Here is a 14,733-nt window from a genome sequence, read left to right as displayed (position 1 = left end):
CGGGCTCGCACGATGCAATGGGCGCATGACTTCTGCAGCACAGCCCACCGGCAGCGTCACCGTCGGCGTCGGCCCACTCACGATCGACGACGTCGTCGCCGTCGCCCGCCACGGCGCCACCATCGAGCTGAGCGCCGACTCCGTCGCCGAAGTCGCGAAATCCCGCGCTATCATCGACGCCCTCGCGAGCGACACCATCCCGCACTACGGCATCTCGACGGGCTTCGGCGCGCTCGCGAACACGAGCATCCCGCCCGAGAAGCGGCAGAAGCTCCAGCGCAGCCTCGTCGCCTCCCACGCCGCGGGCTCCGGCGAACCCGTCGAGCGCGAGATCGTGCGCGCCCTCATGCTGCTGCGCATCTCCACCCTCGCCACCGGCCGCACCGGCATCCGCCCCGAAACCCTCGACGCGTACATCGCGATGCTCAACGCCGGCATCACGCCGCTCGTGCGCGAGTACGGCTCCCTCGGCTGCTCCGGCGACCTCGCGCCGCTCGCGCACTGCGCGCTCGCGCTCACGGGCGACGGTGAGGTGGCCACCGCCGGCGGCGACGTCGTCCACGCCGCCGACGCGCTCAAGGCCGCGGGCATCAAGCCGGTCGTCCTGCAGGAGAAGGAGGGCCTGGCCCTCATCAACGGCACCGACGGCATGCTCGGCACCCTGTGCCTCGCCATCGCCGACCTGCGGATGCTCCTGTCAACAGCCGACATCGCCTCGGGCCTCTCGGTCGAGGGCCTGCTTGGCACCGACGACGTGTTCGCCGACGACCTGCAGAAGCTGCGTCCCCACCCGGGCCAGGCCAAGTCGGCCGCCAACCTGCGCAAGGTGCTCGACGCCAGCGGCATCCGCGATTCGCACCGTGACCCGCACGCCTGCACCCGCGTGCAGGACGCGTACTCGCTGCGCTGCTCGCCGCAGGTCATCGGCGCCGCCCGCGACACCCTCGATTACGTCACCACCGTCGCCGAGCGCGAGCTCGCCGCCGCCGTCGACAACCCCGTCGTCACGCTCGACGGCCGCGTGGAGTCGAACGGCAACTTCCACGGCGCCCCCGTCGCGTACGCGCTCGACTTCCTCGCCATCGTCATCGCCGACGTCGCCTCGATGAGCGAACGCCGCACCGATCGCTTCCTCGACCGCGCCCGCAACAACGGCCTCCCGCCGTTCCTCGCCGACGACCCCGGCACCGACTCGGGCCTCATGATCGCCCAGTACACGGCGGCGGGCATCGTCAGCGAACTCAAGCGCCTCGCGAACCCGGCCAGCGCCGACTCGATCCCCAGCAGCGCCATGCAGGAAGACCACGTCTCCATGGGCTGGGCCGGTGCGCGTAAGCTGCGCCGCTCCGTCGACGGCCTGACGCGCGTGCTCGCCATCGAACTGCTCACCGCCACGCGCGGCATCCAGATGCGCGCCCCGCTCACGCCGGGCCCGGTCGGCGCCGCCGTCATCGAAACGCTCGACGGCGCGGGCCGCCCCGGCCCCGACCGCTACCTGTCGCCCGAGATCGAATCCGTCGTCGCCCGTGTCGCCGACGGCGACGTCCTCGCCGCCGCCACGCGCGCAGCCGGCGACTTCAACTGACCCCCAGCACGAACCGAAGGAGACCGCCATGGAGGGCGCCCGCCCCGTCCGCGCACCGCGCGGAACCGAACTCAACGCGAAGTGCTGGCAGACCGAAGCCCCGCTGCGCATGCTCATGAACAACCTCGACCCCGAGGTCGCCGAGCGCCCCGACGACCTCGTCGTCTACGGCGGCACCGGCCGCGCAGCCCGCTCCTGGGAGGCGTTCGACGCCATCGTCGAGACGCTCAAGGACCTCGAGCCGAACGAGACGCTCCTCGTGCAGTCGGGTAAGCCCGTCGGTGTCGTGACGACGAACGAGTGGGCGCCGCGCGTGCTCATCGCCAACTCCCACCTCGTGCCGGACTGGGCCACGTGGCCCGAGTTCCGCCGCCTCGAGGCCGAGGGCCTCATGATGTACGGCCAGATGACGGCCGGTTCGTGGATCTACATCGCGACGCAGGGCATCCTCCAGGGCACCTACGAGACGTTCGCCGCCGTCGCCCGCAAGCGGTTCGGTGGGACGCTCGCCGGCACCATCACGCTGACGGGCGGCTGCGGCGGCATGGGCGGGGCGCAGCCCCTCGCCGTCACGCTCAACGACGGCGTGTGCCTCATCGCCGACGTCGACCGCACGCGCCTCGAGCGCCGCGTCGCCAAGCGCTACCTCACCGAGATCGCCGACGACCTCGACGACGCCATCGCCCGCGCCAACGCCGCGAAGGCCGAGAAGCGCGGCGTCTCCATCGGCATCGTCGGAAACGCCGCCGACGTCTTCCCGCAGATGCTCGCGCGCCACCGCGCAGGCGACATCACGATCGACGTCGTCACCGACCAGACATCGGCGCACGACCCGCTGAGCTACCTGCCGTCCGAGGTCGCCGTCGAGGAGTGGCAGCGCGAGGCCGAGGGCGACCCGGTGGGCTTCACGAAGAAGTCACGCGAGTCGATGGCGGCCCACGTGCAGGCCATGGTCGAGTTCCAGGACGAGGGCGCCGAGGTCTTCGACTACGGCAACTCCATCCGCGACGAGGCCCGCACCGCTGGTTACACGCGCGCCTTCGAGTTCCCGGGCTTCGTGCCCGCCTACATCCGCCCGCTCTTCTGCGAGGGCCTCGGCCCGTTCCGCTGGGCGGCGCTCTCAGGCGACCCGCAGGACATCGCCGTCACCGACGCCGCGCTCAAGGAACTGTTCCCCGAGAACGAGCACCTGCACCGCTGGCTCGACGCCGCCGGTGAGCTCGTCGAGTTCGAGGGCCTGCCCGCGCGCATCTGTTGGCTCGGCTACGGCGACCGTCACAAGGCCGGGCAGCTGTTCAACCGACTCGTCGCCGAGGGCAAGGTCTCCGCACCCATCGTCATCGGCCGCGACCACCTCGACTCCGGCTCCGTCGCCTCGCCGTACCGCGAGACCGAGGGCATGCTCGACGGCTCCGACGCCATCGCCGACTGGCCGCTGCTCAACGCCCTCACCGCCACGAGTTCGGGCGCCACGTGGGTGTCGCTGCACCACGGCGGCGGCGTAGGTATCGGCCGCTCGATCCACGCCGGCCAGGTCGGCGTCGCGGACGGCACCGACCTCGCGGCCGCGAAGCTCACCGCGCTGCTGACGAACGACCCCGCCATGGGCGTCTTCCGCCACGTCGACGCCGGGTACTCCCGCGCCGTCGAGGTCGCCGACGAGCGTGGCGCGCGCATTCCGATGACGCCCACCGTTCGTGACGCCGACGGCGCCGATGCCGCGCAGGCTGCCGCCACGCGGGCCGCCGCCGAGCGCACGGCGCCCAAGGCCGGCAACTGAGCGAGTGCGAGGTACTGACGTGAGCGAGACCCGCCGATTCGAGTCGCTGTGGAACGACCTGCACCCCGTGGGCCGTGACGGCGGCTCCGGCGGCTACCGGCGCTTCGCGTGGACGCGTGAGGACGCGACACTGCGCGAGTGGTTCGTCGGCGAGTGCGCCGCGCTGGGGCTCGACGTCACCGAAGATCGCGCCGGCAACCAGTGGGCGTGGTGGGGCAACCCGGACGACGCGCCCGGCGAGGGCGTCGTCACCGGCTCGCACCTCGACTCGGTGCCCGACGGCGGCGCGTTCGACGGGCCCCTCGGTGTCGTCTCCTCGCTCCTGGCCGTGAAGGCGTTGCAGGAGAAAGGATTCGCTCCGTGCAAGCCGATCGGGGTCGTCAACTTCGTCGACGAGGAAGGCGCTCGCTTCGGCGTCGCCTGCGCCGGTTCGCGCATCATCACCGGTGCGCTCGACGCCGACCGCGCCCGCTCGCTCACCGACGCCGACGGCGTCACGATGGCCGAGGCATGGCAGCGCGCCGGGCGCGACCCGGGCACGCTCGGGCGCGACGACGAGACCCTCGCGCGGGTCGGGACCTTCGTGGAGCTGCACGTCGAACAGGGCCGCGCGCTCATCGATCTCGACGACGCCCCGGTTGCCATCGGCACCGACATCTGGCCGCACGGCCGCTTCCGCGCCGACCTGCCCGGACGCGCCGACCACGCCGGCACGACGGCCCTCGGCAACCGCGACGACGCGCTGCTCAAGGCGGCGCAGTTCATCGAGGCGACGCGGGGCGCGGCGGCCTCGCGTGACCGCTCGGGCGAGGGCGGCGACCGCGTCGTCGCCACCGTCGGCAAGCTCGACGTCGTGCCGGGAGGTATCAACGCCATCGCGTCGCACGTCACGGCGTGGGTGGACGCACGAGGCTCCCGAGAGGAGGACGTGCGGGCCGTCGTCGACGAGCTCGAGGAGCGCGCCAGGGCACTTGGGGGGTCCTGGCGCGCCGAGTCGTGGACGCCGACGACGCCCTTCGACGCGGGCCTGGTCGAGCGGCTCGACGCGACGCTCGGCGGCGTGCCCTTGCTCGGCACGGGCGCCGGCCACGACGCAGGCATCCTCGCCAACCACGGCGTGCCCACGGCGATGCTGTTCGTGCGCAACCCGACCGGCACATCGCACTCGCCCGAGGAGTTCGCCGAGACCGACGACTGCGTGCGCGGCGTGGAGGCCCTCGTCCGCGTTCTGGAGGACCTCGCCGGATGACGACCTACTGGGCCGAACACGCACTTCTGCCGGAGGGCGTGGCGCACAACGTTCGCCTGACGGAATTCGAAGGGCGCTGGAGCGCAATCGAACCCGGCGTCCAGCGTGGCGACGGTGACGTCTCGTTGGGTGGGGTTGTCCTGCCCGGTTTCGCGAACTGTCACTCGCACGCGTTCCACCGCGCGCTGCGCGGACGTACCCACGGCGACGGCGGCACCTTCTGGACGTGGCGCGAGCGCATGTACGCCGTCTCGAGGCGCCTCACGCCAGAGAACTACCGCACGCTCGCGCGCGCCGTCTTCGCCGAGATGGTCATGGCCGGCATGACGAGCGTGGGCGAGTTCCACTACGTCCACCATCGCCCCGGCGGCGCGGCGTACGACGACCCGAACGCGATGGGCGAAGCACTCCGCGAGGCCGCCCGGGAGGCCGGGATCCGCCTCACGCTCCTCGACACCTGTTACCTCCACGGCGGGCTCACCGCCGACGGTCACGCGCCGCTGGGCGACGACCAGCAGCGCTTCAGCGACGGTTCCGCGGCCGCCTGGGTTGCACGCCACGCCCTGCTCGCCGACGACGAAACGACGCGGATCGGCGCTGCCGTCCACTCCGTCCGGGCCGTCGCCCGTGACGAGATCGGTGAGGTGCTCGCCGCGAGCGATGGTCAGCCCGTGCACGCGCACCTGTCCGAGCAGCCCGCGGAGAACGAGGCGTGCGAGGCGTTCTACGGCCGCTCGCCGGTGGCGCTTCTGGACGACGCAGGCGCGTTGACCTCCCGGTTCTCGGCCGTCCACGCCACGCACCTGAGCGATGACGACATCGCGCTGCTCGCCGCCGCGAACGCCGTCGCGTGCTTCTGCCCGACGACCGAGCGTGACCTCGCCGACGGCATCGGTCCCGCTCGCGCGCTCGCCGACGCCGGGGTGCGCGTCAGCCTCGGCAGCGACCAGCACGCGGTCGTCGACACGTTCGAGGACGCCCGCGCGCTCGAGATGCACGAGCGCCTCGTGACGAACGACCGCGGCCGCTTCAGCCCCGAGCAGTTGCTCGACGCGGCCACGCGTCACGACACGATCGGGTGGCCGGACGCCGGACGCCTCGAGGTCGGCATGCGCGCGGACGCCGTTGCCGTGCGCCTCGATTCGCGCCGCACCGCAGGGTGTCTGCCCGAGCAGGTGCTGCTCGCGGCCACGGCGGAGGACGTCACGGACGTCGTCGCGGACGGCGCCCACGTCGTCACAGCAGGTCGTCACCGCCTCGGTGACGTCGGGGCCCTGCTCACCGAAGCCATCACCACACTCTGGGAGGACGCATGAGCACGACGCTCGTCACGAACATCGGGGAACTCGTCACGAACGATCCGGCGCGGGGCGGGGGTGGCGCGGCGCTTCGGGGAGAGGAGCGCATCGCGCTCCTGCGTGACGCCGCGCTCGTCATCGACGGTGAACACATCGTGTGGGTGGGCGCTGCCTCCGACGCCCCGGACGCCGACCGCTGCCTCGACATGGAGGGGGCCGCCGTCATCCCCGCGTTCGTCGACTCGCACAACCACCTCGTCTTCGACGGCGACCGCTCGGCCGAGTTCGCAGCGCGCATGACGGGGGAGGCCTACGACGGCGGCGGCATTGCGAACACGGTGCGCCCCACACGCCAGGCGTCCGACGAGCGTCTGCGCGAACTCGTCGCCGCCCGCGTAGAGCAGGCACGGGCGCAGGGCACTGGGCTCGTGGAGATCAAGTCGGGCTACGGGCTGTCGGTCGACGACGAGGCGCGGGCGCTGCGCATCGCGGGGGAGTTCACCGACGAAGTGACCTACCTCGGCGCCCACGTCGTGCCGAGCGACACGGATCGGCGCGAGTACGTCGACCTCGTCACCGGCGCGATGCTCGAAGCGTGCGCGCCCCTCGCGCGTTGGATCGACGTGTTCTGCGAACCGCACAGCGCGCACGCGTTCGACGGCGACGAGACGCGCGAGATCCTTGGCGCCGGCGTAGCTGCGGGCCTCATGCCGCGCCTTCACGCGGGGCAGCTCGGGGAGGGACCCGGTGTGCAGCTGGCCGTCGAGTTCGACGCGGCCAGCGTCGACCACTGCACGTTCTTGTCGACGGAGGACGTTGCGGCACTGGCCGGTTCGTCGACCGTTGCGACCCTCTTGCCGGGTGTCGAGTTCTCCACCCGTCAGCCGTTCCCGAGCGGGCGCGACCTCCTCGACGCCGGAGTCGAGGTGGCGCTCGCGACCGACTGCAACCCGGGCACGTGCTTCTCGAACTCGATGCCGTTCATGATCGCGCTCGCCGTGCGCGAGATGGGCATGACGCCCGCGGAGGCGTTGTGGGCCGCGACGGCCGGGGGCGCTGCAGCGCTGCGGCGCGACGACGTCGGCGTCATCCGCGTCGGCGCGCGCGCCGATTTGGCGATGCTCGACGCCCCGAGCTACCTGCACATCGCCTACCGCCCGGGTGTGCCGATCGTCAGCTCGCTCGCGGCCTGAGGTTCACCCGACTACGTGCTCGACTTCTTCGCCTTCGCGGGCAGGCCCTTGAAGTCCTGACCGAACGGCCCGGGCAGGCGGCTGCGCAGGTCGGAGAGCTTGGAGTCCTTCGGGTCGGCGATGCGCACGACGAGCGCGTCGGAGTCGATCCACATGCTGACGTCGCGGGCCTGGCCGATCACGTCTCCGTCGAGCTCGACGGCGCGTTCGCGGCCCATGGCGCGGGCCTCGACGCGGCGCGCACGCACCCGCTCCACGCGGTTCGTGTTGCGGCGCGACTTGGTGAGGATCTGGCGCGTCAGCGCGCCCCACTGCAGCGGGCCGTCGGCCGAAAGCCAGACGGCGTCGAACCATCCGTCGTTGCCCGTGGCGTCGGGCATGAGCTTGACCCCGCCGGTGAGGCGGCCGAAGTTGCCGACGAGCAGCGTCGTCGTCTTCTTCGTCCGCGGGGCGCCGTCGTCGAAGCTGGCGAGCATGCGCTCGGGGCGCTCGGTGAAGTACTTGATGCCGGCGAGGGGGTAGGCCATCCAACCGACGCGCTTCTTGAGGCCTTCGCTCGTCGAATCCATGATGTCGCCGTCGAGACCGAACCCGGCCATGATGAGGAACGTGTCGTTCTTGGCCGAGCCGTCGTCGAACGTGGCGTGCACGCGGCCGACGTCGATACGCGTGTCGTGACCGACGAGGGAGCGCGCGAAGTTCTGCGCGGCCGAGCCGTCGACGGAGACGCCGAGGTTGCGCGCGAGGAGGTTGCCCGTGCCCTGCGGCATGAGGCCGAGCGGGATGTCCGTGCCGGTGAGCGCGGAGCCGACCAGACGGACCGTGCCGTCGCCGCCCGCGGCGAAAACGATGTCGCAGCCCGCGCTGACGGCCTGATGAGCCTGGCCGACGCCGGGATCCTCGAGCGTCGTCTCGAGCCAGAGCGGTTCGTCCCAGCCGGCCTCCTTAGCGGCCTTGGTGCACTCGCGGCGCAGCTTGTCCTGGTCGTCGACCTTGGTGGGGTTGACGACGATGCCGGCGCGCTTGCGGGCGCCCTGCGAGGGTGAGGAGTTCGGCACCTCACGACTGTATCGGTCAGCGAGCGTCGGCGCCCGGGCGACGGTTGGTTGCCGACGTGAGCATGCCTCGCTGTGGGAGCGAAACACCCTCGATGGGAGCGTTGCGGGCCCCGTCTTCGGCGCCCGTCGCGGGCTCTGTCTTTCGGGCGAGTTTCGTGACACAATATTGTTGTGGATGACGCCGTCACACTCCATCCCTCGGCCTTCAAGCACGGATTGTCCGCCGAGGACGTGACGCAGGCGTGGATGACTGGTTTCGCACGACAAGCTCGCCTTGAAGACGATCAGCCCGAGCGGTATCTACGCATCGGAGTCGACACGAAAGGGCGGCCCGTGGAGGTCGTCGCCTTGGTGTTCGACCAGAAGCGGACGCTCATCATTCACGCGATGCCGGTACGCAAGGCCACGCTCGACTTACTAGAGGGGAGAAAGCGATGAACGAGAAGTTCGACACGGCAACCCGACCCGACGGTGGCTCATGGGGCACGGTGAATGGGCAGCCGATCACAGAGGAAACGATCGAGGCCCTCGTCGCTGACGCCGAGGCGGGATTTTCCAAGGCTCGGGTGGCTCCGGTCGGGCGTCCGCGCACCGTGGGGAAGCGTCCGGCCGAAACCGTGACAGTACGGCTGGACCCTGAGCGCATCGATGCTGTCCGCGCGCGGGCGCGTCGGGAGCACACGAGTGCCAGTGACATCCTGCGTCGAGCCCTGGACGAGTATCTCGCCGGTTGAGCAGTGCCGATGGGAGTGTTGCAGCGCTCCCGTCGCCACAATCCGCGCCCGTCGCGGGTTCTGCTCCCGTCGTGAGGCGCCCTAAGGTCAGGGCGTGAACCCTCGCCGTGTTGTCTTCGTCATCCTGACGCTGATGGTTCTCGCAGCGCCGCTTCTCGTCGAGGCCTCGCGGCAGGGTCACCGCGAGCTCGACCGGTGCATGACGAGCGCGCCGACGGTCGATTCGCCGTCGATGGTCAGTTGGGAGATCGACCACGACTACGCCCGTTTCCGACTGATCTGCACACTCTTGGACTCGAACGATCCGACGCAGCGCATCACCTGGACCAGGCCGCTGTGGGAATGGCCCCCGTGAGCCGACCGAAACGAGGTCGCGTCGGTGCCTCATCGATAAGGTGCCGACGTGGCATCGAGGGATAGCAGCGTGGCATCCGTCGAGCGGTGGCAGGCTCGCGGATGGCAGGTCGAGATCGAATACGCGGTGGCGGGCACCTTCGACGAGGTCTTCCTTTCGCGGCCAGGACGCGACGTTCACGCGCTTGTCGCCCCCGAAGGCGATGAGGTGGTGGTGGACCCGGGCGGTTCTCGCGAGGAGATGCAGCTGCGGTCGTTCGATGATCTGCTCGATCGCCTTGCCTTCGGGTGGGTGATTCGGTGCGGCGAGGGTCGACCGGCGCGCGACAAGGTGAATCGGGGCGAAACGCTCTTCGCCGGGCGGGTGCGTTCCGGCGACCTAGCGGACACGGAAGTCACCGTCCTGCTCATCCAGCCGCGACGCGGACTTATGCGCCGACTCTGTGATGCTGTCCGGCGGTCGCGGGAACGGTGCGGAGAGTTCGGCTTGGCGTACGTGTATCTCTGGCCGATACCCGGGCGCGAGCCCAACGTGAGCTGGGGCCCGGGCTTCGCCGGCGCGTGGTCGGAACTGTACGACGCGAGATTGCCGGAGGACGTCGAGTGGTATCCGGCAACTGAAGTGGAGCGATTCGTCGAACGGTTTGCGGTTGACCAGGGGATCAGCGATGAGGCGGCTGCGGCCCATCTGCGGAACCTTCTCCTGCTGCGAGGTGTTACCGCGAGCGCGACCGAAGCGACCGTGACAGTGGAGCGCGCGGGCATCCGCGTCGATGCATTGGTGACGTCTACCTCGGTCCACCTTCTCGTGAACGGCCGACGCGTCGATGCGCCACGTGAGCGCATGCCGAACGAACCGGCCGCCGAGATGCTGCTGGATGCTGCGGACTGGTTTGCGGAGGACTCGCGCGTGTGGTCGAGGCCATGAATGGAGGGCCTCACAGGCCCGTGACGAGTGCGTTGGGACGGTACGAGTTGTTCAACGCTCTCCCCTTAGGCGGGTTCTGCGCTCGTCGGGGCGTCTCCGGGCAACCCGGTTGCCCCTACCCGATAGCCTTACCTCGTGATCGACATCAAGCTTCTGCGCGAAAACCCTGACGCCGTCCGCGCGAGCCAGCGGGCTCGCGGCGCCGACGAGAGCGTCGTCGACCAGATTCTCGAACTCGACGCGACGCGTCGTTCGTCCCTCGGCGAGTTCGAGAAGGTGCGTGCCGAGCAGAAGCAGGTCTCCAAGAGCGTCGGTGCCGCGATGGGCGCGCTCAACAAGGCGAAGAAGTCGGGTGACGACGCCGAGGTCGCGCGTCTGCAGGCCGACGCCGACAAGGCCCGCGAGGACGCCACCGCGCTGAGCACCCGCGTCAAGGAGCTCGAGGCCACCGCCGACGAGGCCGGAGCCAAGTTCGACGAGCTCATGCGCACTGTCCCCAACGTCGTCCTCGACGGGGTGCCCGCCGGCGGCGAGGACGACTTCGTCACCGTCAAGACGGTCGGCGAGCCGGTGCAGTTCGACTTCGAGCCGAAGGACCACCTCGAGATCGGCGAGAAGGTCGGCGCCATCGACATGGAGCGCGGCACGAAGGTGTCGGGCTCGCGCTTCTACTTCCTCAAGGGCGTCGGCGCTCGCCTCGAGCTGGCGCTGCTGCAGATGGCGCTCGACCAGGCCATCGCGAACGACTTCACGCCCATGATCACGCCGACGCTCGTGCGCCCCGAGACCATGCAGGGCACCGGCTTCGACGTCAAGCACGACGCCGAGATCTACCGCGTGCAGGAGGAGGACGACCTCTACCTCGTCGGCACCTCCGAGGTGGCCCTCGCCGGCTACCACGCGAACGAGATCATCGACGTCGCCGCGCCCGTGCGCTACGCCGGATGGTCGAGCTGCTACCGCCGCGAGGCCGGCTCGTACGGCAAGGACACGCGCGGCATCATTCGCGTGCACCAATTCAACAAGGTCGAGATGTTCACCTACTGCAAGGTCGAGGACGCCGAGGCCGAGCACGCCAAGATGCTCGCCTGGGAAGAGGAGATGCTCGCCAAGTGCGAACTCTCCTACCGCGTCATCGACACGGCCGCCGGCGACCTCGGCACGAGCGCCGCGCGCAAGTTCGACTGCGAGGCCTGGGTTCCCACGCAGGGCACCTACCGCGAACTGACGTCGACGTCGAACTGCACGACCTTCCAGGCGCGCCGCCTCAACATCCGTGAGCGCACCGACGGCGCCACCCGCTCCGTCGCCACCCTCAACGGCACGCTCGCGACGACGCGCTGGCTCGTCGCCATCCTCGAGACGCACCAGCAGGCCGACGGCTCCGTCCGCGTTCCCGAGGCTCTGCGCAAGTACATGGGTGGCCTCGAGGTGCTGCCCGTCATCGCCTGACCTGGTTGCCTGACGCGCCGATCCGCGCGCGAGTGCCCGCATCGTCATGAGGACGGTGCGGGCACTCGCGCGTTCTTTGCGCACCCCGTTGATTCAGCCCCCGATCTACGCCACCCTGACCGCGTCGATTCGTGCCGGCTTCAGTGCGGAGCATCTTCCGGGTAACGCCGCTGCTCACCTACCGGCGTGACGAAGCCCTGAACCTGCACGAAGGCGGTGCCTCGCCAGCTGTCGGCCCAGCGTCGCCAGTCATCGGTGAGGACGGGAACCGTCACGAGGGTTCGGGTGTCATCGCAATCGGTGAGCTGGCCAAGGCTCGGCATTCCGCTAGCTGCCTTCTTGTCGAGTGACCGGGCTATCGCTGTGGTGGTCTCGTGGGTAATACGCGCTCCGACCGGGTTCTTTCCCGCCACGAAGGATGCTTCGCGCCAACTGTCGACGATGAGCTTGGAGTGCACAGGTGACCACCTGTAAATGTTCCGGTTGTTGTCCGCCGGGCACGAACGCTTGTCGCGAACTCACGTGTTCGCGAAGTGTGCTCGTCGGCGCCCCCGCCCCGGGAGGTGGTCCGCGGGGAGTCCGCCAGCCCGCAGCGTCGGGAACGAACCCGACGACCTTGGAGGACCCTTGCCGCGCGACGACCAATTTCTGCAGATCTACCTTCAGCATCACTGGGTGGGCTCGACCGGGGGCCGCGACCTCTTCGACCGCGCCGCCTCCTCCCACTCCGACGTTCGCGCGCGTGAGCAACTCGCGACACTCGCCCGCGAGGTCACCGAGGATCGTCAGGCCCTGCGCGACATCGCCAACAGGTTCGGGGTGCGCGAGGCGCGGGTGCAGCAGGCAGCCGCGCGCATCGGCGAATACCTCGGCCGCTTCAAGCCGAACGGGGCGCTGAAGGGTCGCTCGCCGCTCAGCGATCTGGTCGAGCTCGAGGCCCTCAGCCTCGGCGTCGAAGGCAAGAAGCGGTGCTGGCTCACATTGCTCACCCAAGCCGAGAACGAACCGCGTCTCGACGCGGCGCAACTCGAAGAACTGCTCCGACGCGCCGATCAGCAGCTCGACGTACTCGCGGGCTTGCACCGTGAGGCTGCCGCGCGCATCTGACCCGAGGCAGCTGCAGGCCGGACGGTGTGAGCTCTGGCCCGGTCTGTGACCGGCGCAGCTCACATCTCGGGCCGTACCTCACATCGTCCGTGCACGGCCGACCGACGGCGTCCGCCCCGGGCGAGCGATAACGTTCCGCCATGGCTTCAGACAATCGTCGCGCGCTGACGCAGCGCATCGGCGTCCGGCTTGCCGCATGCATGGCACTGGGTGCCCTCGTCGCCCTGGCCTCGATGACGTACCTCGAGCGCAGCCTGGCCTTCCACGTCATGGCGGGTTGGACAGCGGCGGCCACGATCTACGGGCTGTGGACGTGGCTCACGGTTCGACCCATGAACGAGCACGAGGCCGCCGAGCACGCGCGCGAGGAAGACCCGAGCGTCGCGCTGTCCGAGGCGACCGTCATCGGTGGAACCGTGGCGAGCCTCGCCGGGGTGGGCCTGTTGCTCGCGGCGGGGCAACACAAGAGTTCGGGCACCCCGGAAGCGCTGCTCGGCGCGGGCAGCGTCGTCGCGTCGTGGTTCCTCGTGCACCTCACGTACATGGCGCGCTATGCGCGCCTGTACTACGGCGACGAGCCGGGCGCGCGAGGCATCGACTTCGAGGGTGGCGAACCCGACTACTACGACTTCGCCTACGTGGCCTTCGACCTTGGCATGACGTACCAGATCTCCGACACCACGCTGAAGAACCGCCAGATGCGCCGCCTCGTGCTCGCCCACACGCTGTTGAGCTACTTGTTGGGCGTCGGGGTCGTCGCGACCACGCTCAACCTCGTCGTGTCGCTCGCGTCGAGCTAGGCCGCGCCGTCAGTCGGTGGTCTCGGTGGGCGTGCCGGGGTCGTCGCTGACGATCTCACGCTCGGGCGAGCCCTCGTCGATCGCGCGAGCCTCGTTGCGCGCGTCTTCGCCGCTCTCGTCGTTGTTCTCGTCGTTCGAGAACGCGTCGGTAAGCTTGTCGATGCCCATGGGATCTCCCTTTGTTCGGTGCGACTTCTTCTGGTGTGCGTGGTTCTGGCGTGCCCGTGCCCGGCCGGCTCGGGCACATCAGGGGCAGGCAGTCGGGCGGCCGCCGGTGAGCGCGTCACGAGGACGCTGCAGGGGCGCACTTGCGACGCTTCGTCGCGATGTCTCGCAAGCGCGCCCGCGCAGCCGGCGGCCGCCCGATCGGGGAGCGCTCAGGCGCCGGTCGTCGGGCGAGCGGCGCTCACCTGGGGCGTGCCCGCGTCCTCGTCACCGGTGAGCGCGTCGATCTCGCGGACGATGCGCTCGAACTCGTCATCGTCGATGGTGACGCCCGCTGCATCGAGGCCCTCCCGCAGCTTGCTGTCGATCTTGGCGTCGCCGGCGCTGTAGTCCCACGACGTCGCGGTGTCGACGGCGGCCTGGGCGGCCTCGCGCGCAGCTTCGAGTTCTTCGGGGGTGTGGCTCATGGGTGATGTCCCTTTCGTGTGTTCCGGCGGGGTGTGGCGGGTGCCGTCAGTCGCCCTGGAGGCGGTCCTCGTCGAGGCCCGACTGGGGCACGTTGTCCTCGTCGACGCGGTCTGCTTCGCCGCCGGCCTCCGGGTCGGTGATGTTGCGCTCGTCGCGCTCGCTCGGGCGCTTGCCCTCGTTGTCACCGTCATCGGGCATCTCGAAGACAGCGTCAGTCGCTACCGTCATGTCAGTTCCTCCACATCGCGTCTCGTGCAAGGCAGTGGACGGCCGGCCCACCGCGTGGGAGTGCCGCCCCGGCCATGATTGCCGAAACTGTTTGTCCGCGTGCGGCTTACGCTCAGGCGCCGCCGCGAGCAGGCACCCACTCAGCCAATCAGGGGGTACGTCGTCTGTCACCCGACCCCAGGGGTGGGCCATCGGCCGCCGCGCCCCGGACAGCCCCCGCGGTGTGACACCGAGAGCCCGGATGTACGCGATATTCATGCACGCCATGCCCATTGCCCCACCCGCTGACGCCGGAGGCCCGGTGCGCCACCGACACCCAGGCAGCCTCAGCGTT

At 70.0% G+C, this 14,733-nt stretch carries 17 protein-coding genes; 12 read left to right on the top strand and 5 right to left on the bottom strand.

All coding sequences use genetic code 11. The features are described 5' to 3' along the window. Positions 1 to 25: 25 nt before the first annotated feature. Genes hutH through hutI form a run of 5 tightly spaced genes read left to right on the top strand, consistent with a single transcriptional unit; the run spans position 26 to position 7,105 of the window. Positions 26 to 1,585: a histidine ammonia-lyase gene (gene hutH / locus H7F30_RS01860; RefSeq protein WP_129666173.1), complete on the top strand. Its 1,560-nt coding sequence runs from the start codon at positions 26 to 28 to the stop codon at positions 1,583 to 1,585. A 28-nt stretch (positions 1,586 to 1,613) separates the two neighbouring features. Continuing rightward, positions 1,614 to 3,365 carry a urocanate hydratase gene (gene hutU / locus H7F30_RS01855; protein WP_129666175.1) on the top strand — a complete coding sequence of 584 codons (1,752 nt, stop codon included), beginning with the start codon at positions 1,614 to 1,616 and terminating at the stop codon, positions 3,363 to 3,365. Positions 3,366 to 3,384: 19 nt separating this feature from the next. Continuing rightward, positions 3,385 to 4,614 carry an allantoate amidohydrolase gene (locus tag H7F30_RS01850; protein WP_240730225.1) on the top strand — a complete coding sequence of 410 codons (1,230 nt, stop codon included), beginning with the start codon at positions 3,385 to 3,387 and terminating at the stop codon, positions 4,612 to 4,614. Next, complete coding sequence (locus H7F30_RS01845; protein WP_129666177.1) at positions 4,611 to 5,930, top strand: formimidoylglutamate deiminase; 1,320 nt, start codon at positions 4,611 to 4,613, stop codon at positions 5,928 to 5,930. Before H7F30_RS01850 ends, H7F30_RS01845 begins: the two co-directional genes overlap by 4 nt. Beyond that, positions 5,927 to 7,105: an imidazolonepropionase gene (gene hutI, locus H7F30_RS01840; protein WP_129666179.1), complete on the top strand. Its 1,179-nt coding sequence runs from the start codon at positions 5,927 to 5,929 to the stop codon at positions 7,103 to 7,105. Before H7F30_RS01845 ends, hutI begins: the two co-directional genes overlap by 4 nt. Positions 7,106 to 7,116: 11 nt before the next feature. On the opposite strand, the gene H7F30_RS01835 is transcribed toward hutI, so the two are convergent. Next, a complete protein-coding gene (locus tag H7F30_RS01835; RefSeq protein ID WP_165357959.1) occupies positions 7,117 to 8,163 on the bottom strand; it encodes a diacylglycerol kinase family protein in 1,047 nt (348 codons plus the stop codon). Between the two features lie 171 nt (positions 8,164 to 8,334). Between H7F30_RS01835 and H7F30_RS01830 the strand changes: the two genes are divergently transcribed. The 5 genes from H7F30_RS01830 to serS all read left to right on the top strand — a co-directional run bounded on the left by H7F30_RS01830 (position 8,335) and on the right by serS (position 11,631). Next, positions 8,335 to 8,601 (top strand): hypothetical protein, encoded by a 267-nt coding sequence (locus tag H7F30_RS01830; protein WP_047310690.1) that lies wholly within the window; start codon positions 8,335 to 8,337, stop codon positions 8,599 to 8,601. Continuing rightward, a complete protein-coding gene (locus H7F30_RS01825) occupies positions 8,598 to 8,897 on the top strand; it encodes a ribbon-helix-helix protein, CopG family (RefSeq protein WP_052946817.1) in 300 nt (99 codons plus the stop codon). Before H7F30_RS01830 ends, H7F30_RS01825 begins: the two co-directional genes overlap by 4 nt. A 94-nt stretch (positions 8,898 to 8,991) precedes the next feature. Continuing rightward, positions 8,992 to 9,252, top strand: coding sequence for a hypothetical protein (locus H7F30_RS01820; protein ID WP_047310689.1), 261 nt, complete (start codon positions 8,992 to 8,994; stop codon positions 9,250 to 9,252). Positions 9,253 to 9,321: 69 nt separating this feature from the next. Beyond that, a complete protein-coding gene (locus H7F30_RS01815; RefSeq protein ID WP_129666183.1) occupies positions 9,322 to 10,179 on the top strand; it encodes a hypothetical protein in 858 nt (285 codons plus the stop codon). Between the two features lie 135 nt (positions 10,180 to 10,314). Then, positions 10,315 to 11,631 carry a serine--tRNA ligase gene (gene serS, locus H7F30_RS01810; protein ID WP_187036337.1) on the top strand — a complete coding sequence of 439 codons (1,317 nt, stop codon included), beginning with the start codon at positions 10,315 to 10,317 and terminating at the stop codon, positions 11,629 to 11,631. Positions 11,632 to 11,771: 140 nt separating this feature from the next. On the opposite strand, the gene H7F30_RS01805 is transcribed toward serS, so the two are convergent. Next, positions 11,772 to 12,089, bottom strand: a complete 318-nt coding sequence (locus H7F30_RS01805) for a hypothetical protein (RefSeq protein ID WP_187036335.1) — start codon at positions 12,087 to 12,089, stop codon at positions 11,772 to 11,774. A gap of 169 nt (positions 12,090 to 12,258) precedes the next feature. Between H7F30_RS01805 and H7F30_RS01800 the strand changes: the two genes are divergently transcribed. Both H7F30_RS01800 and H7F30_RS01795 read left to right on the top strand, forming a co-directional pair. Beyond that, on the top strand, positions 12,259 to 12,738 hold the full coding sequence (locus H7F30_RS01800) for a hypothetical protein (protein WP_187036333.1): 480 nt from the start codon (positions 12,259 to 12,261) through the stop codon (positions 12,736 to 12,738). Positions 12,739 to 12,878: 140 nt separating this feature from the next. Next, the gene (locus H7F30_RS01795) at positions 12,879 to 13,538 is read left to right on the top strand and encodes a DUF1345 domain-containing protein (protein ID WP_187036331.1); all 660 of its coding nucleotides are present in this window, start codon (positions 12,879 to 12,881) and stop codon (positions 13,536 to 13,538) included. 9 nt (positions 13,539 to 13,547) lie between these two features. Here the strand turns inward: H7F30_RS01795 and H7F30_RS01790 are convergent, their stop codons facing one another. From H7F30_RS01790 to H7F30_RS01780, 3 genes are all read right to left on the bottom strand, one after another. Next, complete coding sequence (locus tag H7F30_RS01790; RefSeq protein WP_187036329.1) at positions 13,548 to 13,706, bottom strand: hypothetical protein; 159 nt, start codon at positions 13,704 to 13,706, stop codon at positions 13,548 to 13,550. Between the two features lie 209 nt (positions 13,707 to 13,915). Next, a complete protein-coding gene (locus H7F30_RS01785) occupies positions 13,916 to 14,170 on the bottom strand; it encodes a hypothetical protein (protein ID WP_047310684.1) in 255 nt (84 codons plus the stop codon). Between the two features lie 46 nt (positions 14,171 to 14,216). Continuing rightward, positions 14,217 to 14,399 (bottom strand): hypothetical protein, encoded by a 183-nt coding sequence (locus H7F30_RS01780; protein ID WP_187036327.1) that lies wholly within the window; start codon positions 14,397 to 14,399, stop codon positions 14,217 to 14,219. Positions 14,400 to 14,733: the final 334 nt, after the last annotated feature.

Origin of the sequence: Dermacoccus sp. PAMC28757, from assembly GCF_014302635.1 — a bacterium.
In the GTDB taxonomy this organism is placed as follows: domain Bacteria; phylum Actinomycetota; class Actinomycetes; order Actinomycetales; family Dermatophilaceae; genus Dermacoccus; species Dermacoccus abyssi.
This window is presented reverse-complemented; position numbering and strand designations above follow the sequence as displayed.

Coding starts and splice junctions, on each gene's coding strand:
- hutH (WP_129666173.1), top strand. CDS start 26: ATGACTTCTGCAGCACAGCCCACCGGCAGCGTCACCGTCGGCGTCGGC.
- hutU (WP_129666175.1), top strand. CDS start 1,614: ATGGAGGGCGCCCGCCCCGTCCGCGCACCGCGCGGAACCGAACTCAAC.
- H7F30_RS01845 (WP_129666177.1), top strand. CDS start 4,611: ATGACGACCTACTGGGCCGAACACGCACTTCTGCCGGAGGGCGTGGCG.
- hutI (WP_129666179.1), top strand. CDS start 5,927: ATGAGCACGACGCTCGTCACGAACATCGGGGAACTCGTCACGAACGAT.
- H7F30_RS01825 (WP_052946817.1), top strand. CDS start 8,598: ATGAACGAGAAGTTCGACACGGCAACCCGACCCGACGGTGGCTCATGG.
- H7F30_RS01795 (WP_187036331.1), top strand. CDS start 12,879: ATGGCTTCAGACAATCGTCGCGCGCTGACGCAGCGCATCGGCGTCCGG.
- H7F30_RS01790 (WP_187036329.1), bottom strand. CDS start 13,706: ATGGGCATCGACAAGCTTACCGACGCGTTCTCGAACGACGAGAACAAC.
- H7F30_RS01785 (WP_047310684.1), bottom strand. CDS start 14,170: ATGAGCCACACCCCCGAAGAACTCGAAGCTGCGCGCGAGGCCGCCCAG.
- H7F30_RS01780 (WP_187036327.1), bottom strand. CDS start 14,399: ATGACGGTAGCGACTGACGCTGTCTTCGAGATGCCCGATGACGGTGAC.